This is a genomic window from Sphingomonas sp. TX0543 (assembly GCF_048565505.1).
Taxonomy (GTDB): domain Bacteria; phylum Pseudomonadota; class Alphaproteobacteria; order Sphingomonadales; family Sphingomonadaceae; genus Sphingomonas.
Genome location: NZ_JBLZUS010000001.1, coordinates 34,114 through 60,659, shown reverse-complemented (window position 1 = coordinate 60,659; position 26,546 = coordinate 34,114). Strand labels below are relative to the sequence as shown.

The 26,546-nt window shown below is 61.1% G+C and carries 22 protein-coding genes, 2 pseudogenes and 1 riboswitch; of the genes and pseudogenes, 8 read left to right on the top strand and 16 right to left on the bottom strand.

All coding sequences use genetic code 11. The features are described 5' to 3' along the window. Window positions 1-2: 2 nt before the first annotated feature. On the top strand, window positions 3-1,544 hold the full coding sequence (locus tag ACM61V_RS00315) for a hypothetical protein (RefSeq protein WP_419713719.1): 1,542 nt from the start codon (window positions 3-5) through the stop codon (window positions 1,542-1,544). Further along, on the top strand, window positions 1,541-6,952 hold the full coding sequence (locus ACM61V_RS00310; protein ID WP_419713718.1) for an FtsK/SpoIIIE domain-containing protein: 5,412 nt from the start codon (window positions 1,541-1,543) through the stop codon (window positions 6,950-6,952). The genes ACM61V_RS00315 and ACM61V_RS00310 overlap by 4 nt, the downstream gene beginning before the upstream one ends. Window positions 6,953-7,000: 48 nt before the next feature. Here ACM61V_RS00310 and ACM61V_RS00305 read toward each other — a convergent pair whose 3' ends face one another. The 6 genes from ACM61V_RS00305 to ACM61V_RS00280 all read right to left on the bottom strand — a co-directional run bounded on the left by ACM61V_RS00305 (window position 7,001) and on the right by ACM61V_RS00280 (window position 15,613). Then, complete coding sequence (locus ACM61V_RS00305) at window positions 7,001-7,840, bottom strand: phosphoadenosine phosphosulfate reductase family protein (protein ID WP_404479034.1); 840 nt, start codon at window positions 7,838-7,840, stop codon at window positions 7,001-7,003. Beyond that, window positions 7,837-11,145: a hypothetical protein gene (locus tag ACM61V_RS00300; RefSeq protein ID WP_419713717.1), complete on the bottom strand. Its 3,309-nt coding sequence runs from the start codon at window positions 11,143-11,145 to the stop codon at window positions 7,837-7,839. The genes ACM61V_RS00305 and ACM61V_RS00300 overlap by 4 nt, the downstream gene beginning before the upstream one ends. After that, the gene (locus ACM61V_RS00295; RefSeq protein ID WP_419713716.1) at window positions 11,142-12,065 is read right to left on the bottom strand and encodes a DUF4007 family protein; all 924 of its coding nucleotides are present in this window, start codon (window positions 12,063-12,065) and stop codon (window positions 11,142-11,144) included. The genes ACM61V_RS00300 and ACM61V_RS00295 overlap by 4 nt, the downstream gene beginning before the upstream one ends. Before the next feature lie 9 nt (window positions 12,066-12,074). Continuing rightward, window positions 12,075-13,244 carry a cysteine desulfurase family protein gene (locus ACM61V_RS00290; protein WP_419713715.1) on the bottom strand — a complete coding sequence of 390 codons (1,170 nt, stop codon included), beginning with the start codon at window positions 13,242-13,244 and terminating at the stop codon, window positions 12,075-12,077. Window positions 13,245-13,679: 435 nt separating this feature from the next. Further along, window positions 13,680-14,795 (bottom strand): IS110 family transposase, encoded by a 1,116-nt coding sequence (locus ACM61V_RS00285; RefSeq protein ID WP_419713714.1) that lies wholly within the window; start codon window positions 14,793-14,795, stop codon window positions 13,680-13,682. Between the two features lie 146 nt (window positions 14,796-14,941). Continuing rightward, the gene (locus tag ACM61V_RS00280) at window positions 14,942-15,613 is read right to left on the bottom strand and encodes a hypothetical protein (protein WP_419713713.1); all 672 of its coding nucleotides are present in this window, start codon (window positions 15,611-15,613) and stop codon (window positions 14,942-14,944) included. A 371-nt stretch (window positions 15,614-15,984) separates the two neighbouring features. Then, a riboswitch (Fluoride riboswitch) is annotated at window positions 15,985-16,058 on the top strand. A gap of 259 nt (window positions 16,059-16,317) precedes the next feature. Here ACM61V_RS00280 and ACM61V_RS00275 point away from each other — a divergent pair. The 3 genes from ACM61V_RS00275 to ACM61V_RS00265 all read left to right on the top strand — a co-directional run bounded on the left by ACM61V_RS00275 (window position 16,318) and on the right by ACM61V_RS00265 (window position 17,088). Continuing rightward, on the top strand, window positions 16,318-16,608 hold the full coding sequence (locus ACM61V_RS00275) for a helix-turn-helix transcriptional regulator (protein WP_313922293.1): 291 nt from the start codon (window positions 16,318-16,320) through the stop codon (window positions 16,606-16,608). Window positions 16,609-16,619: 11 nt separating this feature from the next. After that, on the top strand, window positions 16,620-16,877 hold the full coding sequence (locus ACM61V_RS00270) for a hypothetical protein (RefSeq protein WP_419713712.1): 258 nt from the start codon (window positions 16,620-16,622) through the stop codon (window positions 16,875-16,877). A gap of 76 nt (window positions 16,878-16,953) precedes the next feature. Next, on the top strand, window positions 16,954-17,088 hold the full coding sequence (locus tag ACM61V_RS00265; RefSeq protein ID WP_419713711.1) for a hypothetical protein: 135 nt from the start codon (window positions 16,954-16,956) through the stop codon (window positions 17,086-17,088). Window positions 17,089-17,181: 93 nt separating this feature from the next. On the opposite strand, the gene ACM61V_RS00260 is transcribed toward ACM61V_RS00265, so the two are convergent. From ACM61V_RS00260 to ACM61V_RS00240, 5 genes and pseudogenes are all read right to left on the bottom strand, one after another. Then, window positions 17,182-17,403 carry a hypothetical protein gene (locus ACM61V_RS00260; protein ID WP_313922290.1) on the bottom strand — a complete coding sequence of 74 codons (222 nt, stop codon included), beginning with the start codon at window positions 17,401-17,403 and terminating at the stop codon, window positions 17,182-17,184. Between the two features lie 301 nt (window positions 17,404-17,704). Beyond that, window positions 17,705-18,022, bottom strand: a complete 318-nt coding sequence (locus tag ACM61V_RS00255) for a hypothetical protein (RefSeq protein ID WP_313922288.1) — start codon at window positions 18,020-18,022, stop codon at window positions 17,705-17,707. A gap of 872 nt (window positions 18,023-18,894) precedes the next feature. Continuing rightward, window positions 18,895-19,440: pseudogene (locus tag ACM61V_RS00250) on the bottom strand (DUF4942 domain-containing protein); the annotation flags it as partial. Between the two features lie 581 nt (window positions 19,441-20,021). Continuing rightward, window positions 20,022-21,284: a Y-family DNA polymerase gene (locus tag ACM61V_RS00245; RefSeq protein WP_313922286.1), complete on the bottom strand. Its 1,263-nt coding sequence runs from the start codon at window positions 21,282-21,284 to the stop codon at window positions 20,022-20,024. A gap of 8 nt (window positions 21,285-21,292) precedes the next feature. Continuing rightward, window positions 21,293-21,727 (bottom strand): LexA family protein, encoded by a 435-nt coding sequence (locus tag ACM61V_RS00240; RefSeq protein ID WP_313922285.1) that lies wholly within the window; start codon window positions 21,725-21,727, stop codon window positions 21,293-21,295. Between the two features lie 174 nt (window positions 21,728-21,901). Between ACM61V_RS00240 and ACM61V_RS00235 the strand changes: the two genes are divergently transcribed. Beyond that, the gene (locus ACM61V_RS00235; protein WP_313922284.1) at window positions 21,902-22,546 is read left to right on the top strand and encodes an SOS response-associated peptidase family protein; all 645 of its coding nucleotides are present in this window, start codon (window positions 21,902-21,904) and stop codon (window positions 22,544-22,546) included. A gap of 96 nt (window positions 22,547-22,642) precedes the next feature. Further along, window positions 22,643-22,981 (top strand): hypothetical protein, encoded by a 339-nt coding sequence (locus tag ACM61V_RS00230; protein ID WP_313922283.1) that lies wholly within the window; start codon window positions 22,643-22,645, stop codon window positions 22,979-22,981. Between the two features lie 459 nt (window positions 22,982-23,440). Here the strand turns inward: ACM61V_RS00230 and ACM61V_RS00225 are convergent, their stop codons facing one another. The 4 genes and pseudogenes from ACM61V_RS00225 to ACM61V_RS00210 form a co-directional block, all read right to left on the bottom strand. Further along, window positions 23,441-23,902 (bottom strand): hypothetical protein, encoded by a 462-nt coding sequence (locus ACM61V_RS00225; RefSeq protein WP_419713710.1) that lies wholly within the window; start codon window positions 23,900-23,902, stop codon window positions 23,441-23,443. A gap of 68 nt (window positions 23,903-23,970) precedes the next feature. Next, window positions 23,971-24,180 carry a hypothetical protein gene (locus tag ACM61V_RS00220; protein ID WP_313922281.1) on the bottom strand — a complete coding sequence of 70 codons (210 nt, stop codon included), beginning with the start codon at window positions 24,178-24,180 and terminating at the stop codon, window positions 23,971-23,973. A 6-nt stretch (window positions 24,181-24,186) separates the two neighbouring features. Continuing rightward, the gene (locus ACM61V_RS00215) at window positions 24,187-24,489 is read right to left on the bottom strand and encodes a hypothetical protein (protein ID WP_313922280.1); all 303 of its coding nucleotides are present in this window, start codon (window positions 24,487-24,489) and stop codon (window positions 24,187-24,189) included. 11 nt (window positions 24,490-24,500) lie between these two features. Continuing rightward, window positions 24,501-24,596 (bottom strand): annotated as a pseudogene (locus ACM61V_RS00210) (DUF3768 domain-containing protein); the annotation flags it as partial. Between the two features lie 61 nt (window positions 24,597-24,657). On the opposite strand from ACM61V_RS00210, the gene ACM61V_RS00205 reads away from it, so the two are divergent. Next, entirely contained in the window at window positions 24,658-25,809 is a 1,152-nt protein-coding gene (locus ACM61V_RS00205; RefSeq protein ID WP_022684655.1) for an IS110 family transposase, read from the top strand. A gap of 256 nt (window positions 25,810-26,065) precedes the next feature. Here ACM61V_RS00205 and ACM61V_RS00200 read toward each other — a convergent pair whose 3' ends face one another. Beyond that, on the bottom strand, window positions 26,066-26,410 hold the full coding sequence (locus ACM61V_RS00200) for a DUF3768 domain-containing protein (protein ID WP_419713709.1): 345 nt from the start codon (window positions 26,408-26,410) through the stop codon (window positions 26,066-26,068). Between the last annotated feature and the right edge of the window lie 136 nt (window positions 26,411-26,546).

Genomic DNA, 26,546 nt, shown 5'->3' with positions numbered 1-26,546 from the left:
TCATGGAAATTCTTGCACGCCCAACGAGCTTCGACGATCGCACCGGTCCGGACTTCTGGATCGACGAGGCTATCTGGGGCCATCGCCTCTATGACGAACAGACCCCCTGGCTGAGCTTCCTGGAATTCATGACTGTGCTCCTTGCAGAGCACCGGGCGGGACGCACCTTGCGCGAAGAGGCGCTCAATAGCCTCTCTTATCGCCCGCAGCTCCAGTTGCGGCTGCGTAACCTGGTATTCAATAATCCGCACATCATGACGGTAATGGCCGAAGACCGTACCGACGAGGCAGCCTGGACCATTTGGCTCGCCAAGATGGCGGATACCGCCGGAGGGCTGGAGGAGCGCGACTTTTCCTATCTTCGTGAAAGGTTCGAGAGCTTTAAGGATTTCGCGGCGGTCATTGAATTCCTACAGGGCTCGGCGATCGAGGGGTCAAGCAACAAGCGCTGGAGCTCCAAGTTCGTCTTTCCCTTCGGCCCGAACGCCTTGTACGAGGATGTCAACGTCAATCCCCGTGGCGGGGTGACCAATGACCGGCGCTTTTTCGCCCGCACTGGCGAACTCCTCTATTTGATGCTTTGCCGTAGCCGTGAGGCTGACACGCTGCGCGGGCTCTTGGTATCTCGCTTCCTTGAAAATCCGGCGCCCTACGATCGCATGGCCGCCGCATTGCAGGGAGAGGCCCAATTCTCGAAAGGCGAGCGGGGGGGCGCTTATCTCCCTTGCTCGGCCCACCCCCTTTTCGATCGTCTGGCCGAGGACTGGCTTGCCGTCTTGCAGCTCCCCATCCCGGCTTATGACGCGATCCCGCACTTGGTTACGATGACCGGCCTCAACCTCATCCTGTACCAACTGGAACGCGCGCGTGAGGTGCTCGCAAGCGAACCGGTCCGCCTCGTCTGTGAGATCGTCTCCCCCAGGAAGTCGGTCGTTCGCGATCTTTCGGCCGATTCCTACCAGCGCAACAATGGTCTTCCGCAGCAGGCGGTCGAGCGGTTCGTGCGCCGCGTCGGCGAAACGGAAGAATGGGCTGCTGCCTGCGCGTCCGACGCCTCGGTCCTCCATGCCGCCGATATCCTGAAGAAGGCCTTCGGCTGGCCCGACGGCGAGGACGACGAACAGGTGCCGGACCCGCAAGTTCTGATCGACCGGCTCGCAGACAAGGCGATCAGCCGCCACAAGCAGCATATCGGCAAGATCCACATGACCTGGGCGCGAGCGATCGGTTTGTCGTCGCGCCGATCGAGCCGGCGCGTGCGCTATGCGCCGACCGACAGGCTGCTCAAGACCCTCGTCGCCTGCTGTGTCGGCAAGAGACTCGAGTTCAGGGACTTCCTGACCCTGTTGCACGAGCGATACGGGATCGTGATCGGCGACGGGCAGGCGCGCAATTACATCGATAGTGGCGACGCCGACCAAGAGGATTTTTCCGACAATGCCCGGCGCCTGGAGGAACGCCTGGCGAGCCTCGGCCTGCTGAAGCGCCTCTCCGACTCCTGTGCCTATGTTGAAAATCCCTTCCAGCGAGCCCAAGCCGCGTGACCCCATCTGATCTCATTGGCGCCGCCGGCGCCGCGTCCATCCGCCAGCGTCTAACCGCCCCTTCTGAGACCGAGGGGGTCGCACGCTATCTGCTCGACCGCCTGACCGGAGAGCAGGTCGCGGCGATCACGAGCGCGCTCCTGCAGGATCCGGCGACGGATGCGCTTCTCAAAATCGCGCTTCCCCGCTCGCTGGTAGGCGAGTTGGGTCTGCCCGATCATGTCGTGACCGACGAGCGGACCGTGGCGATCCGACACGCTGACTGCGACCGTCCGGCGCTGTTGATCGCCAACACTGACGACGACCAGGGGGCATCACTCGGCGACGTCATGCTGATAGGTGCGAAACAGCTTACCGAAGATCCTGAACCGTGGGTCGAGGCTGCAGCCGTCGGCCTAGGCTTGCCCGATAGCCAGATCGGCGCCTGGAAGGCGGCTCTCAAGGGTCTCAACGCCGCTGACGATTGGACGCTCCACCAGATCTCGAACTATGTCGCTCTCACACGAGAGAGGATCGCCGCGGAATCGGCGACGGTGCCCGATGCGTTGGGATGGGCGCTGCCCGCCCTGCATCTCCCACGCGACAGCGGCTATTTCCTGGGGATCCGGGACAAGGAGCTTGAACAATCGCGGCGCTGGAAGCGGTTGATCGAGAAACTCGTATCGGACCGAAAGCCGCTACTCGCGAAGCAGAAGCCTAATAGGCAGATCATCGAGAGCGACGAGTTGCGCTCGCAGTTCGAGGCTGTGCAGGAGGATATACCAACCGAAGTGCACGGCGCGATAGAGGCCTTCATCGCCGCGACGCCGGGCTGGAACGATGCCGCCGATGCGCTGTCTCAATTTGAGTGGGAGGCGCAAAGCGTTCTTCAGCTGTTTTCGGGGATCAAGCTCAAGAAGACAACGCTGCCGCAGGAGACGCTCGCCTTCTTCGAGTTCACGCTTCCGGACCGGCTAAGCCCTTCTGACGTCGAATATCTCGAAGCACTCAAAGGTCGTTCGCTCAAGGAGACGCGTGACGACGATCGCGACTTCTTCGAGGCGCACAGGGACGATCTGGGGCAGGACAAGACGCTGCGCGTCAAATGGGAGCGCTTCATTTTCGGTCGCCCGATCGAGTGCACCGATTTCCTCGAGGGATTGCTGCGCGCTTTCGAGCGCCTGTTCGGTCAGGTCAACCTCGCGGCCGGCAAGCGTACGCTCAAGGTTCGCGCGGCGCGGCGCAGGCCGACGCAGCTCCTTGATATCAATGCGGATGTGGGGCTTGCCTTCGGTCTGCGGTATCGCGGCCTGCCGGCGCTGACCGGGGCTGCGGTCGAATGGGACGTGCCCTTCCTCTTCGAATATGAGGAACTGCTCGACCGGGCGAAGAAGCGGAAGAAATATCGGCGCAACGAGTCGACGTCGCGTGCGGCCCTTCAGATCAAGTTCGACATCGTGCTCGAATGCGGATCGGAGCGCGCCACCGTTCAGCTGATCTGGATCGCGCGGCCCGGCGCGATCGGGCTTGAACTGCCCAAGGATCTCGGCCGGCTTGTCAAGCGGCCGATGACCCGTAGCAGCGTCGCCCGGCTCCCCGTCAGTCGCAAGGGGGCCTTGCAGTCGGTCTCTCTTGCCGATGTGGGGACGCTCCAGCCCGCCTTCGGCCAGGACGCGGGTTCGCTCATTCCGCGAACCAGCGCAGGTGAAGATCTTGCCAAGGCTTTTCTCAAGGCGCTGAAGATGGCGGGGCAGGTTGGGCGTATCGATACGGCCGGACTTTCCGCGATCGAGGCGGCTTGGTCCGATTTTGCCGGAAAATATATCGAGGCGATCACCGCCCTGCAGGCATCGGGCTTTGCCTCGCCGGCGTTGCTGACCCAAGCCGAAGCGTTCGGCGTGCTGCTCCACACACTTGGGCGGCATGCTGCGGGTGACCTCAATCGCCGGGACCTATGGGAGCCGGTGCTCAGCCTTGGCGTCATTCCCGTCACGGGAAGTGCGCCCTCGGCCATCGTGGCCCCCTGGCACCCTCTGCGTATGGCTGCCGGCGCCGTTCGGATGCGGTCGCTAGCGGGGCTCGCCGACTATCTCCTCTCGGACGTCGATGTGAATTTCGGCGACTCGCGCCTCTTTTTCTCGGATCTCCGCGATGAACTGGCGCATCCGCTCTATCCGGAAATCGCGGTCGGATATGACGGAGCGGAAGCCGTGCTCCTCGCGGAGACTGGCACGATCAATGATTATAGCCTGCTTGAGCGGCCGGTCCGGGATCCTTCCGAAGGGACCACCGATGTCGATCCGGCCGAAGCCTCGCGGCAAATCCGGGGGCTTCTCGAGCGGTATCTTGATTTACAGCCCCATGAGCGCTCGAACCTGAGTATCATGCTGTTCAACTGCGATGCGGCCGGTCTGCCGCTTGCGACCGTCAACAGCCTGAGCTCGGTCCAGGACCAGGAAGAGGTCCATTGTAACGTCCTGGTGCGCCATCGTGACCGCTCGAGGCTCGCCCGAGTCTACGGCGAACTCCTCGACCGGTCTGAGGGCGATCCCGACGCGGTCGTGGTGAGCGAGACGTCGCGCAACTTCATGTCCAAGCTGCGCATCGGTGTCTTGCTGGACAGCGGCGCGACCCGTCCCGGCAGCCCGGCGCGCGAGATCGACGTTGCCTTCCTTCACGATGTCGTGTCACGCCAGGCGCGCGAACAGTGGTTCGCCGTTCCGGCCACAGAGAGCAATCCCACGCTTCTCGAACATGTGCCGGCGCGGTGGTCCTATCGCCGCGTGACGGCCGAGGATGAGCTGAAGGCGACCGTCTACCTGACCTGTCCCCGGCAGCCTGAAGCAGGCTGGGCCTATGTCGATGCCGTGGCGAATGTCATCCGCCGGCAGGCCCATGGGAGCCACGAGCATTATCTACCGGCGCGGCAGATCTCGTTCCAGGATTCCGGTCTCAAGGCGATGTTCGACGAGGTGCATGAGCTTGCCGAGTGGGTCGCGACCTATGACGACCTGCTGGACAAGCGCCAACTCGCCGCGCAAGGCATCAATGTCATCCGGTATCGTCGCCAGCGCACGCATGGCCGCAACATGGTGGTCTCGTCGACTTCGGAACTGCGGATCCTCAACGTCCTCGTGCGCCGCCGGCTGACCGAATTGTCGCTCGGCCTTGACGATGATCGCCTCTCGAAGCTCGCAAGGCGGCTGATCGAGGACGCCAATTCGATATCGGGAGATATCGTGCTGCGCGCGGCTAAGCGCGGCGTGTCGGCGGGCGAGCTCATTGGGCTGGTCCTTAGCCGGGCACTTGTAGCCGAGGAGCTCGGCGCGCAACCGGCCGTTGCCTGGTTCCTGCTCGACGATTATGCTGAGTGGCTGGGCCAGCGCGAAGAGGGCATTGCCGACATCCTCGCCTTGTGCCTGGTAGGGGGCGAGGGCATGGAGCCGCGCCTGCGCGCGATCGTCACAGAAGCCAAATATGTCGAACAGAGCGGCGCTGCCGAAGCGACCCGCAAGTCGAGACAACAATTGCGCCAGACAGTGGCGCGCATCGATGACGCGCTGTTTGGGGACCCGGGCCGTCTGGACCGCGATCTGTGGCTCTCGCGCATTGCCGACCTGCTGCTCGACGGCACGGCCGCGCTGGGGCAGGCCAATCTGCTCGAGCAGGTGCGCGACGGAATCCGCCGCGGCGCAGTCCCAATCGACCTACGCGGTTATTCCCATATCTTTATCACCGGTCCTGCAACCGATGGGAGTTCGCTCGGGGAGCAGGAGAGGGTCGCGGATGTCCGTGGCGGTCTTCAGGAGACATTTTCGCGCGAGGGTCTTCGCCAGCTGCTCAAGGCCTATGAGGCGGGACAGCCGCTCAAACCCGTACGCTCGGGTCTCGGAGAAAATGATAGCTGGGACCAACTGGCCTATCGGGATCCCGCGCCGCGGGTGGACTGGACCAAGGATGTGAACGTCGAGCCCAAGGCGGCCATTGCCCTGGAGGCGATACGCCACGACTATGATGACGATGATCTCGAGGAGGAAACAGGCCCGGTTGCCTACGCGCAGGTTCCAATAACACCGCCTTCACAGCCTTCTGCCCTCGCAGCGGACGCGCAGCCAGAGCCTCCGGGCGAACCGCCAGCCCCCTCTATCGCGGATACCACTGCGTCCGAGCCGTCCCCCGTAGAGCGCCTATCCGCCGCAGGTTCTGCCACTCCAGCTTCAGAACCCACTAGGCTTCCTTCCGGCGGCTTATCACCGTTCAGTGCATTGGTCGCGACGCGCGCGCAGCGCGCGCAGGAGGATTCGTCGGATGATCAGGCCTGGCTAGAGGCCACGGCGCAAAAGCTGCGCTCCGCGCTCATGGGATATAATCTGCAAGCCAAGGTGCTCGGCACGCGGCTAACGCCCAACGCGGCGCTGATCCGCTTTATGGGAAGCGACCGGCTTCGCGTGGAGGACATCGAGGCGAAGCAATCGGCGCTTCTGACCACCCATGGCCTGCGCCTGATTTCTGTTTCGCCGCATCCTGGCGAGATCGTTGTCGGAGTCGCGCGGCCGCAGCGACAAATCGTGTCCTTGTGGGACGTGTGGGGGCGTCGCGAGCTCAACCGCAACGCGGCAGGGGTCAATGCCTCCTTCGTGCTCGGCCTGAAGGAGCTCGACGGTGACATTCTCTATCTCAATCTGGGTGGGCCCTTCGCGGGCGGTCAGCAGCACGAGCCGCATACGCTCGTTGCGGGCGCAACGGGCTCGGGCAAGTCGGTACTGATCCAGGCGCTGCTGCTCGACATAGCGGCTACCAACCCGAGCGCGCTCGCGCATATCCATCTCATCGATCCCAAGATGGGAGTGGACTATGCAGCGATCGAACGGCTGCCTCATCTGCAGGGCGGCGTAATCGTCGACCAGACGCGGGCCGTCGAGGTCATGGAATCGCTCGTGGCCGAAATGGAGCGGCGTTATGAGCAATTCCGTGTCGTGGGCGCGCGCGACGTCCGGGCCTACAACACCAAGGTGAGCGTGGCCGAGCGGCTGCCCTATGTCTTCCTGATCCACGACGAATTCGCCGAGTGGATGCTGACGGATGACTATAAGGCGGCGGTCACATCTAATGTCTCGCGCCTCGGCGTAAAGGCGCGTGCGGCTGGGATGCACCTCATTTTTGCGGCGCAGCGACCCGACGCGAACGTGATGCCGATGCAATTGAGGGATAACCTCGGCAATCGGCTGATCCTGAAGGTGGCAAGCGTCGGGACCTCGGAAATCGCGCTCGGTGTGAAGGGCGCGGAACAGCTCCTCGGGCTTGGTCATCTGGCCGCGCGCCTCAGCGGTGAGCCGGCGATTATCTACGCGCAGGCGCCGTTTTTGTCCGACGACGATATCGACGCGGCGGTCGATGCCATCATCGCCAGCGACGGAACTTCAGAATAGGGAAAGCGGGGATGCTCTGACGGCGGATCGTCGCCTGTTACGCTGCTTCTATTTGTGGCAGATGACGCAGCTGCTCGATCCCTCATCGACGCCATAAATGTCGTCGAGGGTCGGAGCTGGCTTTGCCGACAATGGGTTGACGCGGCGGTTGCGAAGCAACCGTTCGCGCCGCTTTTGATAGTCATCCTTGATCTGCTCGACGCGCTTGGGGGCGAGCAGTTCGGTCAGGCTCTCGCCCTGCGTCCAGGTGAAGGGCGAGCCGTCGCGTAGCGCCGTCTTCTCATAGTCCACGGCTTCCTTGAACCGATCGGGATGTTCCTCTGAAAGACGCACCCATTCGATCTTCTGCTGGAAGAAACAGAAGGTGCAGCCCGAGCGCGAGCGCCACTGGTAATATTCCGGCTCGCCAACATCCGAATGCTGGAGAATTTCGAGTACGCCCGCGCGGTCAATGCCGGCGTCGCGCAGAGGCAGGTGTACGCGCATATTGGCGTGGGTCGCCTGGTAGCCTTCGCGGCTCGGCTCGTCAGCACGAATGGCCACATAGGAATGGACGATCGTTCCATCGTCGAGATCCTGTCGCAGCCAGTGTTCGAGCGGCCGCAATTTGAGCTGGCGCGTGCACCAACGGGTTCGCGGGGATGGCAGAAAATTGCCATATTCCTTGAGCCAGAAGTCGAAGTCCCGGTCAGGGTTCAGGCGCGCGATCGACCGTCCGAGAAAGCCTTCGAGCTTGTCGAGGAACTTGTAGACCTCCGGCAGCTCCTTGCCGGTGTCGGTAAAGAAATATTCGAGCGGCAATTCGGGATGATATTGCCGCATATAGACTGCAAGGGCTGCGCTGTCGCGGCCGCCCGAGAGGCCCAGAATATGACGTTCCCTGGTCATGCCGCCTCCACTTCATCGTCGGCTTCGGCAGCCAGCATTGCCACGGCTCGTGCGAGCGCCGCCAGCCTCAGGCGTCCCGATTTGTCATCAGAGCGCAGCTCTGCGACGACACGGTCCGCGAGCGTCGCCGCAGCCTTTTTTTCCTTTTCGCTCAGCACGAAGCTGCGCATCAGGGGCGGGGTCTTGGGGTCGAGGCCGACGACAAGCGCGAGTGCTTCGGTATGGGACTTGCGGTCCCGGACCACCGCGAGGGCCTCAAGTTCACGAAAACGACGGCCGAAGCGCGCGATTTCTGTAAGTGCCTCTTCACGATCCCGGTCGGACCAGTTGCGGGCGGGCCGATGGAGGAGCACGCTCACAAGGCTTTCCAGATCGCCGGTACCTTGCTCGATCGCGCCCGCGCGATCCGCGAACGCATCGAAGGCATAGTCGTTCGTCAGGCCCTTGATGGTCGCGGCCCGCTCGGAAATGCCTCCAAAGCTGTCGACATCGATCCCGAGGGCTCGTGCCAGGGCCTGTCGCAGTTCGCCAAGGAGATTCGAATAGCTCGTCTCGCAGGACACAAGACCTTTGAAGACGAGGTCTGGTGAAAGCCGATCGCCGAACGCTTCGGGCAGGGCGTCGAACAGAAGAGCTTCCGGATCCTCGGCCTTCAGGACCACCGAGCGAACCTTGCGCGCATCCCCATCCAACCGGCTCGTGCGCGTGGCATAGTCGGGGAGCGCTTCAAAACGCTGGAAGAGCGCAGCGGCGACCGGCAGCGATCCCTCACTCGACGTGCAGCCCAAAAGCTCCCCAAGGCCACTCAGGAATGCCGTTTCGCGAACTGATCGGTCTATCCGCCGCAGGCGGAACTCGGCTGGGTTTTGCAGCAATTTGTCGACGACCACGTCGTCGATCGCCGTCTGGTAGATGCCGTCGATGTAGATGGCGACGGTGTCCCGCCTCGCCAGCATATAGGCGAGCGCCAGCACGGGCATCACACCAGCTTTGAGCCCGTAGGGTGGCTGCGCCCAGTGGTTGAAGACCACGTCGAGACCATCCACCCCCATCTTGTCGATGAGATCCCAAGCTGGTTGCAGGGATTTACCTTCGGCGCTGTCGTCGGGTTCACCGAAGGCGAAAGTCTCGTTGACAGTGCTGCGATGCAGGCCGAACGGCTTGAGGACTGTCAGATAGAGGCCAAGCTCGGCGGGGTAACCCGTGATCCCGAGATCGGATTCTGCAAAACGGCTGACCATGGCGTGGGCAAGATCCCTTAGTGCCGCCATGGCGTTGGACGAGGGTTTGTCGCGCTGGAGCAACTCGCTCTTGAGAATGGGTGCGGACGGATAACCGGCGTCGGCCAGCGCGCTCGCGACAACCGCAAGCGGCTCGCGCCATCCCTTCGTGGGGGCGGGGGCGAGAAACCACCTCGCCGTTTCGAGCGCCCCTTCGAGGGTGCGGTGGAGTTCGTCGATGCACAGGGACTGGCGTGCGGCGATTTCCCGGCGCGCGATCCTGTCCCCCTCGAGCTGGGGATGGTCCCGGATCACGCGTTCGACAGCGAGTAATTCCGCAGCCGAAGAACGCAGCGCGAAACTGTCCGCCGCCGCTCCTACCGCTATCACGCAGCCATTGCGCTTGAGGAGTTTCGCTGCCGCCTTGGCAAGAGCGTCGAGGTCGGACGGCTGGAGCGCCCCGTCGCTGAGGGTCAGAGCGAGCAACCCGCTTCCGCGCTTACTTCGGGCGAGCAGGGCGGCGGCGAGAGTTTCGGCGGTTTCATCGGCACCGACGATCTGCAGTGCGACCTCGAAGGTCCGGAGTGCCCCGGACATAAAATAATGCCGCTTTGCGGTCGCGAACCCGAAGCCTGCGCGCTGGGGAATATGTTCGAGTTGCCGGTTGTCTATGGGCGTGGTTGCACGGTTAACTGCGTCTTCCAGATCGAAGTCGCTCCCGGCGAAAAGAGCGTATCCGCCCAGTCGGGGCTGGCGGATTAGCACCGCCCAGTCGAGGAGATCTTTGATCGCCGCGGCCCGTTCGGGCTCCGGGACCATCGGGTGCGCGGCGGCGAGGAAATCGTTCGCAAGTGCCAGGCCCGAACCATTACGGAAGAATTCGATGACCGCGGCGGACTTGGTGAGGGCGACATGGAGCGGTCCCCCTTTCGCTCCGGCCCGCTCTATCGCCTCGAAGGCAAGGCTGAAGCGGCTGCCATCGGGTCCGCTCGCGAGCGCCATACCGAAGTTGGCGGAGAGATAATCCCACAGCATGGACGGGTCATAGGTTCCTGCTCCCACCTTGGTGGCCGTGAGGAACTGCTGGAATCCGGCGGGTTCTGCGGAACTGAGGAAGCCAAAGACGCTTCGCTCATTCTGCGCGAAGCGCGCACGCGAAACCGGCCCCAGAAGCAGTGCTGTGACGGGATTGAGCGGCCAAGTGTCGGCGAGGGCGCGGGCAAGGCTTTCCGTTTCCGTTGGCCGGCGCTTTGCCACGGCCTCAGATACGAGCCGCGCATTCTCGAACGCGATAGCGGGCGGCGTGCTGGCAATGGCTCGCCCGAGGAGTGCGACCGTTTCGTCCGCGCCGCTGAGGAACGCGATATCCTGGTATCGGCCCTGGACCTTGGCCCATTCCTGCCGGGCATCGCGCGCTGCGCGAGCGGCATATTGCTCGAAGGACTGGTGAAGGATACCGATGACGACAAGCCTGCCGTCGCTGCGTGATGCCCGCTCCGCGAGATCCTGAAGCAGATGCACGTCACCGCCCTCGAGCGCCTCGTGCTCGAGCATTTTGCCGAGTTCGTCGAGGATCAGGAGTATTCCGCTCGCGCGCTTTTTCTGTGCTGACAGGAGGGATTCTATCAGGTTGTCGTCGCTCTCGCCACAGCGCAGCTTTGTCTGGCCGTCCCATCCCAGGCTTTGCGCTGCCGCCTCAGTGATGGCTTCGCGGAGCCGAACCCGCCCGCCGGTCACGGCGACGACTTTCCAGTCGCCTCCGCGCTTGGGGAATGCTTTTGCATAGAGCTCGCTGAGCTCTTCACCGGCAATTTCGCGGGCGATCTTCCGGTTAGCATGAGGCCCTGCGACCAGATTGGCCAGAAAAAGCGCCGCGCTCGACTTGCCACCGCCATAGGGGCCGGTCCAGGTGAAGGCGCCCTGCTGGCTCTCCATCTGGCTTTCGGCGAGCAAGGTCAGCGCCTTGGCAACCGTCGCCTGCAGGACGTAACCGACGAGCGGCGGCGTGCCGTTGAGATCGGCATCCAGCCTGGCCGAACGCGCGAAACGCCGGTCGATCGCGACCTGTGTAGCAAGTGCCTTCATGCTGCGGCTTTCCAAGCCGTTCCCGAGCGGTAGGCGGCGGGGACCAATCTTCTCGCGTCGATGTCCCTGATCTTCTGGATCTGTCGCAGCCCGGCGGTATCGACCCATTGCCAGGCACCATCGGTCACGTCATCAATTCGCATAAGGCGGGTAACCACGCTGTCTTCGTCGAGCTTGAAGACGCGCCCCGGTGATCCTAGCGCATAGCAGATCTGTTCGGCAGTTAGGGTCGTGGCACCGCCACTGCGTTCCCAGAAGGCACCAAGGGCATAGGCGAAAATGGCGTCGTGCAGCGTTGGTTTTGGCCCCCGGACGAATTCATACCAGCCACCTAGCCGCGCTTCGCGGATGAGGGAGAGCTCGGCGAGCAGCGGTTCGGCAGCGTCTTCGCTGAATGTCTCGCCTTTGCGCACATAGCTGCGCAAAAAGACTTCGATGTCGCGTTTCAGCGTACCGCGCGTGGCGCGCCAACCGTTGGCGGTGACGGCGGCAATCAGTTCCTCAAGGAGGTTGGCCGGATCGAAGTCAATCGCGTTTAGGATATTGAAGGCATAAAACGCCGTCGTGGCCTTGGTCTGGATGCTCGCGATATGCCAATGGACGAGCCAGATAGATGCGGCCTGTTCAAGAAAGGGGTCTAGGCCGTCATCGGCTAGAATGGCGTGGCCGAGCATGGTGGGCCGGATTATCCGGTCCGCCTCGTCGAACAGGCCTGAGGCATTGGCCCAATAACGCATCGAATTGGCCATGTTGCGGCCGACGCCGAAGCGCGCTATGGCCTCTTGTTCCTGGAATGTTCTTATAGGAGCTTCAGCACCGACGGCGTCATACGCTTTTTTCAGCCACAGCAGTCGGAGCGGGAACGTTTCATGTCCCGTGAACTGCACCTTCGAATCAATTTTCAAATCATCCCGCGCCATGGAAATGTGCTACTGGCGAATGTCACCAGTAGCAAGTCCGCATCGGTGGACGGCCTCTACAATCTGTTCGGCAGCATTTCGAATTTCCTGTTCACCTGTGTAGCGATTGCAGAAAAGTCGAATGACAGATCGAGCCTTTTTCTCTGGAAAACCAATAGCTTCAAGCACATGAGATGTCCGAATTTGGCCTGATGTACAGGCCGACCCGGTCGAGATTGCCACTGTTCTAGCGAGTAGTGCGCTCAAAATGTCCCCATCGGCGTCAGAAATGGCGATTGCAGCGCCTCCGGCGATGCGTTCGGCGTCGCCGCTAACGATCGAGAAGCGAAGCTGGGCTCGGCGCATTTCGTCGAGAAGCAGACCAAGCAGACCGTTCCCATGCTCTGCGTCCATGGCAAGGCTCGCCTCGGCCAAGCGAGCCGCCGCCCCGAACCCCGCGATCAGGGGCACGGGCTCTGTGCCGGAACGCAAGCCGCCTTGCTGATGACCGCCGAACAATTGCGCGTCAGGTCTGATGGCGGCCGCGGACACGTAGAGCGCGCCGATGCCCATGGGACCGTAGCATTTGTGCGCTGACAAACTGAGATAATCGATGTCGAGATCGATTACGTTGACCGGGATCTTGCCCACCGCCTGGGCGGCATCGCAGTGGACGAGGCCGCCGGCCTCGTGAACGATGTCCGCTGCCTGGGCTACGGGCTGGATTGTCCCGAGTTCGTTATTCACAAGCATTATCGACCCGAGGGCGATGTCGTTGCCCGCAAGCGCGCGCAGGGCGGCAATATCGGTGACGCCGTTTGGCGTCACGGGCACGATCGTGGCGACAAATCCCTCGGCTTCGAGCTGGCGCACGGGTTCAATCACCGCCTTGTGCTCGATGGCCGAAAGTAGAATGCGCCGCCTATGCGGAGCTTCGCGTGCGATGGCGCGTGCGGCGCCGAGCAAAGCGAGATTATTGGCCTCTGTCGCGCCCGAGGTGAAGATGATCTCGTCCGGTGCGGCGCCGATCAGTGCGGCCACCGCCGCCCGGCCATCAGCCACCATCCGCGCGGCTCGTTCTCCCGCGGCATTGGGCGAACCGGCATTACCCGGCTTAGACCACGCGGATACCATGGCGGTCTGGGCCTCTGGGGCAAGCGGCAGGGTCGAGAAGCCGTCGAGGTAGATAGGATCGCTCATAGACTGCCGCTCTTAATGGATTTCGGCAAATGTACCTCCCAAAACATTCGTACCAGCATAGTACATTCAAGGCACCAAGCTACGAGGCGGGGGCCCCAAATATAACGGGCAAAGATATACGCTCTCATGACTGCCATCCGAGATACTGACCAAGTTTACCCCTTCGCTGGCCGCAAGACCAGCGTTCGCATTGACCTTGGCGGGTGTGCCGCGGACGCCTGATCGACGACGATTGATCATGCTCTCATCCGCGGGTTGGTTACCGCACTACCCGTATCCGTCGCTGGGCCTATCCTCCGTCTAAGTTCGGGCGTCGGACGAACCTGCCCCACCGTATACCGTGGATTGCCCATCACAGTCGGGTGCCCGCGGCACGCCAGCCAAGGCTATGCAGCTGGTGCGCTGGCGCCTCCTCTCGCGATCGTTGTACGTCGATCAGCCAGCCACCGCCGGTGACACCCGACGGGCGATGTCCCAGGCATAGCCGACCAGTTCACGCGCGATTGCAGTGGTCACCTTTGGCTGTGGTTTGCCGGCGGCGGCCAGGCGCCGGTAGCGCTGACACAGGCGAACCTGTGCCTTCCACCCGATCTCTTGGATATCCTCGGGCATCTCGATGACCCGCTCACGATAGCGGCGCTCCTCGCGTGCGGGCAGTCGATACGACCAGCCAGCCTCGATCAGCATGGTTCGTGCCTGCGCGTTGCCCGCCCGCGTGATCCTGCCGCGTTTGGTCCGGGCACCGCTGGAGTGCTCGGACGGCACCAGGCCGACATACGCCATCAACTGCTTAGGATTGTCGAAGCGGGTGAGATCGCCAACCTCGGCCACCAGCGTCGCGGCGCTGACCAGCCTGATACCGCGCAGGACCTGTAGATTGCGGACCAGCGGCGCAAAACACCATGCGTCCACCGCTTCAGCCAGCGCCGCTTCTAAGCGCCCGACCCGTGCCTGCGCCTCCAGCACCCGCTTCTGCATTTCCTCGAATGCCAGTTGCTGATGGGGAAAATCGAACCGCTGCTCGGACAGCCACGGCCAGTACATCTTTGTCCAGGCTGCCTTGCCGCCAAAACGACGATCGTGTCGCAACAGGAAGCTGCGCACCGTTTGCTTGGCCCCGATGGCATCGTCCTGCGCATTTCGTCGAGCGCGGATGAGATCGCGTACCGCCTCATGCGCTTCGTCCGGCACCCAGATCGCCGTGAGTTCGCCGGCGCGTAAAAGCCGCGCCAGCGTCATTGCGTCACGTCGGTCCGTCTTCACATGGTCGCCCGGGCGTCGCGGCATCATTGAGGGGGCGATGACGATGCAATTCTGTCCCAGCTTTGTCAGCAGTCGATGCAAACCATACCCACAGGGACCCGCTTCGTAACAGACATTCAACGTCACGCCCGGTGACGTCAGCCGCTTGACCAGTTTCCTGACCGCATCGTCCTCATTGGCGACCGTGCCGACGAAACGCACCTCGCCTCCGCGTTCCCCTTCGGCAACTGCGACCGCAATGGTCTCCTTATGAACGTCCAGACCAACATATTTCACTGCCTTCACCATGACTCGCCTCCGCTGCTGAAAAATCCATCATCAGCATCTCAGATTTGAGCCACCGAGGCTCTGGCAGTCATGGGGTCTAAAAGACCTCTGTTTCGAGTTCGACGGCCAGGCTGATGAGGGCCTTATCTGCCCCAGCATGGGGCACATCACATACCCATCTTCAAATCCAGCTTGATTCCTTCGATCGGCATGCCCGTTAGGACCGCAATCTTTTCACGCGAAAAGGTCAGTACCTCGGCCACGGTCTTTAAATCGAATGCGCGCGCCGCATCCGGGGTATGCACCACCTCTTCGGCCAGCGCCTCGCCAGCATCCCCGTCTTCAAGCAGATCGTCGATATTGTAATTGGCGATCGGCGGGAAATCGGCCGCAAGGCCGTGGCCCGCCTGGCTGGGAACAGTGTCGTCGGCCTTGTCGAGCGGCACCCACATCCCATAGTCATCCTCGACCTTGTGACCGTTCTTGATGCGTACCTTATGGCTCGTGTCGAACCGCTGCGTCACTTCCGTCGCGTCAAACAGGTGTACCGCGATAAACCGGGGTTGTTCACGGCTGTCGATGGCGCTGACCAGAACCAGGTCGCTGTCGCTCAACGTTTTCCAGCGCTTGCCGCCCTCTTGGGGGACGAAGGCGATGGCACGATCTTTAGTTGTCCGCACGCAGGCGATTTTCGTCACCTTGTCCTTGGTCAGCTCATAGGTGTTCGACAGCCCGCGACCGGGCCTGCGCTTGTAGGTGTAGCCCTTCTCCGTGACGGCCTTCAGGGCGGCGTCGATCAGCATGTCTCGAGTTACGGCTTCCAGCGAATGATTTGTCATGGCTTTCGGGTCCTAATCCCACGCAGAACAATTCCGTCAGGATGGCGAAATTATATATAAAATTTGACCACATGGCAATTGGTTTTGGATTCGTTGCCGGAGACAATTGGATTCCCTGGATCTCGTGCGCGAATGGTCTCGGTGAGAATTATCTATGCATTGGCTTTCCTCAGGGAAGATAGGGCTTCTCCCTTCGTACGAGACGCTCGGCGTCTCGCCGTACCCACTCAGCCCGGGAGGGTCAGCAGGCTGTGACGAAATTTTGCAGATAGGCATACCCATCATGGTTAGGTTTTGGCCACCCGGTCAGGGCGCCCCCATTTTCGGTAATTCGGCGGCCGCGAGCCGTTTACGCTGCAACGAAGGCATAAAGAACCAATGGTAATGGAATTCTGCCGGGTCTTCGGGCCGAACCGCCGTCAAGGCTGATGATTTCTACCGGTCGCCGTCCAACATGCTGGTCTCGGTGGCGGCTGGCCTATTAGACGAGGGCATCACGCCTGCGGCAAGACCGGAACACCTTTCGATTTAGCTCTGAGAAGGGAGATGCCAGGGCCTCTCCGGGAGCATATATCGGCATGGCGCGCTACCTATACCATGTGCGCTAGGCGCGAAAGCCTTGGCGCAATAACCTCTCGTCGCAACCCTATTGCGCCATGCTGCCGGGGCCGACATTCTGCGCCAGGTTGGAAGGAAGGATCGTCATGCCCGTGTATCTGAATCTGAGCGATCTAGAGTCGCCGCTCATGATCCAGCTTGCCGCGAACATTCGCGCCAGATGCAAAAAGCTGCGGATTACACAATCAGAATTGGCAGAACGATCCGGCGTTGCTGCATCACACATTTCATTCATCGCTCGCGCCAAGGCCAACCCGACGGTTTCCACTTTGGAGCGCATTGCCGATGCTCTTGGAATGCCGGTCGTCCAACTGCTGGCGTCGAAAGATAGTGCCAAAGGCGCTGGCTCGATCAAAACCACGTCACATTCCAATTAGGGAGTAGTGCATTGTCCAACGACAACCGCGAAAGCCTTGATGCCCCTGAGAACGCTTCACTTGTGCGCGCAATGGGCGGAGCCTTGTCGATCTTTGCCACGTTGCTCGCGCGCAAGGGGCTGATCGAAACGGATGAGGTCGCCAATATTCTCGGCATGTATGCCGTCACCGCGGGGGAGGTCGACCAAGAGGAAGGAATGATCCTGGGAAGCTGGGCGGCAATGCTGCGTGATATAGCGGAACTACAAGATATGGCTCCCTCCGCCTAGTAAGGAGCCTTAAAAGCAATCGCTTGGATAGGTCAGGTTGCGCTGATGCCACCCATGTCTGAAAGGTCAATTTATAATGGATCAAGCGCCAGATGGCTTTGAACAGTCGGCCCGAATTGTAGAAGCGTTCTCGGCGGGTGAGTCTGACGAGGTGGCTGAACTGTTGGCGCAGATTGCCGAAGCGATACGGGCCAAGGCGATAGACGACTAGCCACCTTCGCTGGGCGACACATACTATTGAACAGTGGGCGTATGCAGCTCGCTCGGATGGGTAAAAAAAGGGAGGCCGAAGCCCCCCTTGGTCTTAGTTGAACATTTTGACGAATGCTGGCGCGAGGCCGATGACGGCCAGGACGAACCCGACAGAGCCGATTACCCATGTTTGGGCGGTCAGCTTGCTTTCTAGGCCCTTGTTCGCCTCCTGTACCTTCACTGCGATATACTCCTCGATAGCCTCAACTACTTCTGCTGCGGCGTCGTCTGACAGATTAGCCGCTTTCAGTGCTCTAAACAATTTGATGTGCATCCGGTTCTCCTTCTCGTTGTTGACGGGAGAAACACGGCATGGGCCCCGGCGCCGACTGTCAGGGACCGCGTAGCGGCCGCGAGAGCGGGCGGTGGGGGAGCCGATTTGCGTAGCAAATTGGGGGAACCGCCGATCCTTGAAAGTTGGCGCGCACCCATGCCAAACTGCCACGACACACAGAGAGAAGAGATTGCGAGGAAGGGGGTTCGATGCCCCCTTCCTCGCTCCGTGTTGAAACCGAGATCATCGGTTTTTCGCCCATAGGGCGAAGTGGGGCGGGCTAAGCCCGCCCCGTCCGGTGTCAGCCGGACTGCTCGCGCTTAGCTTTCGCCGCCAAGATCATGTTGACCAGGTGCGCGTCGAAGCAATCGCCTCGCTCGATGTTCCGAATGCCGGGTCCATCAAGAACGTCCCTGATCCGATCTTCAATGACCTGCGCAAGCTCAGTCGAAACCGCTTCTATATCGGCGCTCGATTTGCCGATGAACATCGGATCTTTCGGCCACATGCTTTCAGCGTCGAAGTGGTCCTTATCGTTTAGGGCGTTCCTCAACGCCTCGATCGCTGCATTTCCAAGCGCACGCTCGAATGCAAGCTGGGCGAACAGACGATGGGACATAACAACCTCCTTATTGCCATAATTGGCAGGGCCAAGGGGGAGAGCCGCGCCGGGTCGGGTCAGGGACCGCGAAGCGGCCGCGATAGCGGGCGACGGGGGAGCCGATTTGCGCAGCAAATTGGGGGGACCGACGATCCTTGATGCGATCCGGCGCGTCTCTCATGCTAGGAAGACACTGACGGGGGGATATAACAAATGAACGTCCGCCCAACGGGCGGTCATTAGGCGGTGGCAGCTGCCACCGCCTGCGCCGATCAATCGGGCTTACGGATGGCAAGCAAAACCGTGTTCACGTTGGTCCCTGCATGGGCAAATGATCCAGCGGGAAGGTCGATCCATTTGCGGTTGCCATAGATCGCGGTGCATTTGTCGATGATGCGATGCAATGCCTTGTGCCGCTTATCCTCCGACCATTCGGCCCGTGCGCTCATGACCGCAACGAGCACTCCCCCCGGCTTCAAGAATTGATAGGCATGGCGCACATGATCGCAGTCGCGCCCACGGTCGAACGGCGGATTCATCACCACTTTATCAAAAGGTGCGAAGTGACGCGGTTCCAGCGTGAGGAAATCGGCCTGCCTCACGTCCGCAAAACCGTGGATCACGCGCAATTCGTGTGCCAGGCCGGGTTGTATCTCGATGCAAGTGACGGTGCCGCCTTCGTCGCGAGCGCGACCCGCAATCGCAGCCTTGCCAGCGCTGGGTTCAAGCACGCGGTCGCCCTGCATGATCCGTGCAAGCTCGACGACTTGCGCCGCAACCGTGGGTGAGGTCATGAAAGCACCAAAGTCCTTGGCAGGGGTGACATGGAACAGGGGGGCATCCTCTGCCTCGGTCGTGTCGTAGCTATCGCCAATCGCCTCGCCGTAATACTCAGCGAGAAGCAAATTGACCTGTTGCAAGAGGTCCGCGCGCTCAAACCAGATATGCAGATTGCCGTTTTTGAAGATGCGAACGCGGAAATAATCACCGTGAACGACTGTCGGGAGATTCACGCGATCCCGCGCCGCCTCTCCAACAATTGCCGCCATGCTCAACCCTTCGGGCAGGGGCGCTTTGTCATCCAGCTCAAGGAAAACGCGCTCCACGTCCCGCAAGCTGTCGCGTCGCTCGTAACGCTCCCATGATCCCCATTCGTTCATTGCGCCGTCGATGATGAGACGCGCGCCGATCTTGAAACCGTCATGCGAACGAAAGCGACGATCCAGCTTTGAAAAAACGGTGGCGATGCCGCGCAAATAGAGGTCGCGCCGGTTCTCCCAGATATGCCCGAACGTTGCAGCGCAATTGTCGGTCGTGAATGGTGCCGGTGCCTCGCGCAATCCCTCGTAAAACTCGCGGCGCGCCGTTTCATCTAGCAACTGATCGAAGCCAAGGCGCTCCATCAAGTTCGACCAGCAGCGCCGATCTATTTCCATGGTCGCGATCCGCTCGAAATTGTCGCGGGCCTCAATCGTCGTGATCTTGCCCGTCTTGGGGTCGCGTTCGTCCAGCGCGCGCGCGCGCACGAATGCGGCGGTTAAGGTATCTTCTCCGCGATGATGATCGCGCGCACCGGACAGGCCAAGATTTCCACCAATGCAGATGCTGCCCGCCTCGGCTGTTGTCGCGTGGTATTGATCGAAAAGACCAAGCCAAAGGGAAATCGCTTTATCGCGCCCCTCGCAAATGTCCGCGATCTGATGCGGGTTCATAAGCTCTTGCCCCATATGCAGTTCCTTTCCCTAAAAATCGAAGCCGAAGGCGATGGGCCATCGACTTCTGCCAAGTGGCGAGCTGGGTCGGGGAATGGCGCAGTGAGGGCCGGTCATGGGGGAGGGGGATCGCCCGTCCTGCACGGAGCGCAGCGGAGGAAGGGCGGGGATACCGCCATGATCGCCAAGCGAGGCCGCGTAGCGGTCGAGACGGTCCAGCCCTTGCGCCAGGGGGCCGGAACAGGCCCCGACACTATCGAACGACGCGGCGGCTCAGCCGCCACATTTCCGCCAATCTGCCTAGCCTATCTGGCGATGGGTATTTCGCTGATCCGTGTTGTCCATGACGGGCTTTTTCGGCTGCGTTTGGTGTCGAAGCCCTTCGCGCCGTGACCTTGCGCGGCAATCTTGATGGTGTCCCGCCCGAACCGGCTATTGAGGCCGTCCATTGCGGCCAGCAATGCAGGCCCGCGCGGGTCGGCGGTAGCGAACAGGTCAGCCTGCGCTTCGCCTTGCCGCGTCAAATCCTCCAGCATCACGCCGCATTTGGTATAGACCCCGCCCCGCTCAAACATGGCCTCGGTCATCTGACCTACAATGCCTAGAATCACGCGGGGGTCATTCGTCGCCGGCGACAGGCGCGCCGATCGCGAAGCGGATGGCGGATTAGGCCGATAGCGTGAGCCATGCGCGAAGGCGATCAGTCGGCTCGCGACGAGGCCCTGGGCGCGTATCTTCTCGGCCGCGCGTGCCGCGCGGCGCGCCATGGCCTCGCGCAGCGCGTCCAGTGTCTTGACCGGCTCCCCGAATTGGCGGGTTACGGCGGTAGCCTTCATCGCATCCGGTTCGACCTGAAAATCCATGCACTCGATGCCGTTCAGCTCGCGCACGAGACGTTCGAGGACGACTGTTCCAATGTCGCGCGCGATCTCTGGCCGCAACGCGGCCAGGTCGGCGGTGGTGCGAACGCCAAGGGGCAAAAGGCGCGCTTCAAGCGCCTTGCCTACGCCCCACACCTCTCCAACCGGCCATTTCTCGAATAGGCGCCGCCGCAATTCGGTGTCGTGAAGATCGACGACGCCGCCCCATATTTTTTCGGTGGCTTTCGCCAGACCATTGGCAACCTTCGATAGCGTGCGCGTTGGTCCAAGGCCGATCCGGGTCGGAAGCCCGACTTGCTGCAATATGTCCTCGCGCAACCGATGTGCCGCTGCCACGTCGCCTAGCCCATTGGGTAGGGCGGGGAGCCGGTAAAAACTCTCGTCTATGGAGTAGATCTCCACCGTGTCGGAATGTTCAGCAATGACCGCATTGAAACGGCGATTGAGGTCCGCATAGAGTTCGTAATTGCTCGATCGAAGCTGGATGCCGTGCCGCTCGATGCGGTCGCGGATTTTGAAAACTGGCTCGCCCATGCGGATATGCAGGGCCTTGGCTTCCTCGCTGCGCGCGACCGCGCAACCGTCGTTGTTGCTCAAAACAAGGACCGGAATACCGTGCAAACTCGGGTCGAAAAGCCGCTCTGCACTGACGTAGAAATTTGAAATGTCGGCAATCGCGTGCGCCATGAGGCCACCTAAAGCCGATAATCGCGGACGCTGGTTCGCACCACGCCCCAAATCTCGATACCCTCGGCGGGGGTCGGATCGGAGTGCTGCCGACTGTTGCGCGCCTCTAGGAAAGTGCCGCCCTGGCGGCGGGCGAGCTGACGGCATACAAAGCCGCCGTCCACTATGGCGATGACGATATGGCCCTCGACCGCGCGCGTGTCGCGATCGACCACCACCACATCGTTATCGTAGATACCCGCGTCGATCATGCTGGTGCCGCTAATGCGGAACACAAAGCTGGCGGCGCGGTCGAGCCGCAGCAACTCGATCAGGCAAATGCGATCTTCAGCCCAGTCCTGCGAGGGACTGGGAAAGCCAGCTCCCGCCGCCCCGATGAGCAAGGGAATTAGTCCCTCTGGCACCTCGGCAAGCGGGACCGGCTGCATGAGTGGCAGCAACATCGTGATTCCCTTCTTTGCCCTTCTAACGCATATGGGAACGGAAAGGGAACATAGGATCGCCGCTCAAACGTCGATGGCCTGTGGGGGGTCATTTTCGGAGACAGTCATTGCTAATCGCGCGGGCACTTAACCCGGCTGATTGACAGCCAAAGGCTGCTCCACCAGCTTCCTCTCATGTGCAACAGATACAATCCCGGCGATCGCCAGCTAATTCTCGATGTGATCCCCGCGAATGGAAATGGCGCGCAGTACAACGCCAATCCCGATCGCGTTCATCCGAAAGAGCTTGGCCCTGTCGTCCGGCTTGTTGACGGTGAGATGGTCCTAGAGCGGATGACCTGGGGCTTCCCGGTTACGCTTAAGGGCCGCAAAGGTCAGCCGCTCGCGCCGAAGCCAGTCAATAATGCTCGCTTTGACAAGCTGGGCGCATTTTGGAAGCGCTGGGCGATAGACCCCGGCAACCGCTGCCTCATTCCCACGGCGCGCTTTGCAGAGGCCATCGGTGCGAAGGGCAAGATGACAGAAGCGTGGTTGTCGGTTCCCGATCAACCGATTTTCGCGTGGGCGGGGCTGTGGTCGAATGAGGATTGGGGCCTCTCATACACTGGCGTCATGACGGACAATTGCATTGAGTTTGCCGACATTCACGATCGCTCGCCGGTTATCCTCGATCCAGAGCATTGGCGCACCTGGCTAACAGCGCCGCTTGCCGATCTTTATCAATTTGATCGGCCATATCCGGCTGAGAGGATGGCCGTCGAGCGAACTGATATTCCTTGGGTGAAGCGAAAAGCACCGCGACCGGGGCCTTTGCTATAGCCCTCCCGTGTGACCGGCGCGAAGCGCCGCGACCTGTCCGCTCATGGCTTGCTCTCAAAAGTGAGTAAGATATGCTGCGCTCAGAGGGAGTAGATCATGCTGAGCGAAACACGATACGCCTATAACGAGACGTCACTTTTAGCGGTCCAGTATATCATGCTGGCTCAAATGATCTTGGTCGGCGTGGCGGTCGTTCTCCATGCGGTTTCATCACTGGCGGGGTTCAGCGGCGTCTTTGAGACGCCCGCGCTATTGGCGATCTCCCAACCTGTGATGAAAATCATGCTTTTGCCGGGAATTGGCTGGGCCGCTGGGTTGATCGCGACGTGGATGGCCGGGGATGATGGGTTTTCCGACAGTGGCTATCAATTGGCCGGAAATGTGGCGGGCCAGCTTGCATGTTTGATACTTTTGCCATCGGCCATCGGAGTTTGATGCATCTGCCGGGTCAGCCGCAAATCGGGCTATAAAAGGCGGTTATTGGATTGGCAGGGAAAAGAGGCTATATAGGGATTGCTTCGTGTGCGGCGTCAGTCACACACCTACCTGAACCCGCCGCGCTGCTACGCGGCGGGTTCAAACTTTTAGGGCGGGCAGCCCTGCTAGACCACCCGCCCCGCTGGCTTAGCCCTTATCGGACCTCCCCAGCTTCACAATCGCGACCACAAGCGCAACGGCTGCAATCGTCAATTGTGCTGCTTCGTATGCTGTCAAATCACATCACCTCCTTTGAGCGAGAGGATTAGCGGGGTCCGCTGCTACAGGCCCCGCCCTCGCTCGATTGAGGTTATACAACGGATTTTCAGAAATGCGGGCGCTCTGCGCGTCACAATTTCGTGAAGCCACAATCCAAGCGGTGGCAGCTGCCACCACCCCACACGCCTTAAATGTTGCTCAAACCTCGCCCTCAAAGCGAGAAATCATGCGTTCCGCTACGCAGGTGATTTCAGCCAGGTCGGAGGTTTCGGTGCAATCGCAACCCACAACCGCACCGAATGTCCCGCCCTCCAATTGGACCACGCGAACAAGCCACACATCGCGCCGAATTTCGCATTGGTCGGGGAGGGGCCTTCCCATGATCTCATGAAACACAAGTTCAACCCAACGGCAGGCGTCAGGATCGCGAGCCGCGTCGGCGTAGTCGGCGCGGCTCGCCATGACACTGTAACGGTCGCCCAGCATGAACTGCTGTTCGCGCTCGCGGCGAACGCGCTCGATCCGTTCCGCTCTATCTTTCGCCACACGCTTCGCGGCCTGCTTCGTCCGAACATCGGCGGCGCTGCTCGCCAGCGCCGCTATGATGTTGGGGACGCGCGCGGGCATATAATGCCCTGCGCGCTCTGCCGCCTCGATCACGAATTGCAACTCGCCTATCTCGGTAGGGGAGAGAGTGACGCGGACTGCGCTCGCGGTGTTGCTAATTCTCATTGCTGCGGCTCCGGGTCATCCTTTGGCCTGTAGGTGGCAAGGCCAATCCACGAACCATTGTCGCCGCGAAACTGGCGCACCACATCGCCGCCGTCCCAATGGCCGGTGAAGATGCCGCGCCGGTTTATGCCGCCAACGGGCCGCGTCCGCGCCGCCAGAAGGCGCGCGCGGCGGGTGTCCCGGTCAAGGTGTCGCATGGGTTGCATGGTGGATCACTCCTGTTCGCTGATGGGAAGGGCGCGCACGTCGCCGCTGTCGATCTGGAAGCCCGCGCGGGCCAGCTCGTCGCAAAGGGCGCGCTGTCGATCCTCACGGGTGCCGCTGCTGGCGATATAGCTGCACCGGCCATCGTGGAACGCGAAGCCCGCTCGTTTCAGGCATCCGCGAAAACGCTGTTGGGTTCGGTCGCTCCAATCGAGCGATCCGGCATAGTTGCGAAAGGCGGCGACGGCGCAGACGGCACCATAGTTTTCATCGCGCCAGCTAAGTTCTATCACCGGGGGCATTTTGCTCATGGTTGCCTCCCTCAATATTCGTTAGCGAGAAGAATGGTCAGCACGCGGGTTGTGGCATCGGGGTTCCACGGCTCGGCGCTGCCATATTCAAGTTCGCGATCATAATAGATCCTATGCAGGCCGGATCGGCTATGCCGTTGTTCCGTCAAACCTCACGGAGAACGCTACATGGAGAACTCGTCGTCAGATTACTGCCCCAAGACTTCTGTCATTGTCAGCGTTGAGCTCAGCAAGCGCAACTGGCTTGTTGCTTCGCTCTCGCCAGGAGCGGCGAAGCCTTCGCTACGGACAATTCCTGCCGGGAACAGCGCGGAACTGATCAGTCACCTTCGCAATCTTGAGTGCAAGGCCGCTGATCGTATCGGTGAACCTGCCGCCATTCGCCTGTGCTTCGAGATTGGATATGATGGCTTCTGGCTCGCAAGGCTACTGCGGTCGAACGACATCGATACATATGTGCTGGATCCCGCCAGCTTCCTCGTGTCGCGGCGAGGCAGGCGCGCAAAAACCGACCGCATCGACGCCGAAGCCATGATCGGGATCCTCAAAGCCTATCTCGCTGGCGACAAAAGCGTGTGCCGGGTCGTGGACGTGCCCTCCCCCGAAGAAGAGGACGCACGCAGAGTAATGCGGGAGCGCGGCGATCTCGTGCACGAGCGCACCCGAATTATCTCTCGGATCAGGGGGCTACTTGCATTACAGGGCATACGAACTGTCAAGGCCATCAAGGGTGGTGACTGGTCAAAACAGCTCGACGACACGCGCACCGGCGATGGGCGGCCTTTGCCACCAAACCTTCGTCGACAAATTGAGCGCTGTTTCGAACGGCTCGCGTTGCTCAACGATCAGATCAAGGACATCGAGCGGAACCGCGCTGAAGTTGTGCTCCATGAGGAGTCTACCTTCCCATGCCGAGAGAAAGCGGTTCGCCTTGAGCAGCTGAAGGGCATTGGTCCGAACAGCGCGGCAATGTTGGTTGCAGAGGTTTTTTGCCGAAAGTTCGAAAGCCGACGACACGTCGCGGCCTTCCTTGGGTTAGCTCCGGCGCCCTTCGCCAGCGGCGACGTGTCGCGTGATCAGGGCATCAGCAAAGCCGGTAACCGAAGCACACGTGTGCAGATGGTGGAACTTGCCTGGTGTTGGTTGAAATATCAGCCAAGTAGCGAACTGACCGTTTGGTATCGCAACCGGTTCAAAGGCAACGGCGCTCGCGCGGCAAAGGTGGGGATCGTTGCGCTCGCCCGAAAATTGTTAATCGCGCTTTGGCGCTTTGTGGAGACCGGTCTGGTCCCTCAAGGTGCCGAGCTCCGCGCCGCCTGATGCTTATGTTGCAACAGGCTCGATAAGGCGACGCGGATTGGTGTGATGTGTGACCGGGAAAGTTGATGGCGCCTGAAAACGCCCAGTAGTAGTTTGGTCCGCATCCGCCTTTGCTCGATCCGGGGATGTGAATACGGATTATGGTGCGCGGGCACGGCCGCGACCGGATACAAGTCTATGCACGGATAGTGCATCAGCTGACCTCGGAACGAATGAAGCCAATCCTTGAGCATTGCGTGTGGGGGCTCCCAACCCGTCAACAGAAGGAACCGTTCAATGCGATCTTGACAAGGCCCGGATCATACAAGTCGATCTTCCACATGACAGAGAGGGAAGGCCGCGCGTCCTCTGCGGTCCATCTGGTGTGCCATTGGCCGGTCAAGTCACGATAAAGGAAACCGGCGTCATGCTCGCCCCTCGGATCGTTGTCGGTGGTGAAATCCTCAAAGGCTTCGACCATCTTGATGATGTTGGTTTGCGTGCTGCTGTCCAGCGCCGCCACGCCCTGCGTAATGACGGTGCGGCAAGTGACCCCCATAGTCCGCCGCGCAAGGTCGTTCAGCGCCGCAATCGTCGCGATCTGCTCCGGGGTTGCTTCCATTTTCCTCACTCCTTTTAGGCGAAGCCGCTGCCTACGGCCTGCGGCTCTGACCCGCTGGCGAAGCGCGGGATGGGGAGGGGAAGCAAAATCGATGGGAGTGGTGCGGGCCGCACGGTTAGAGAGGCCCGGCGCGCGT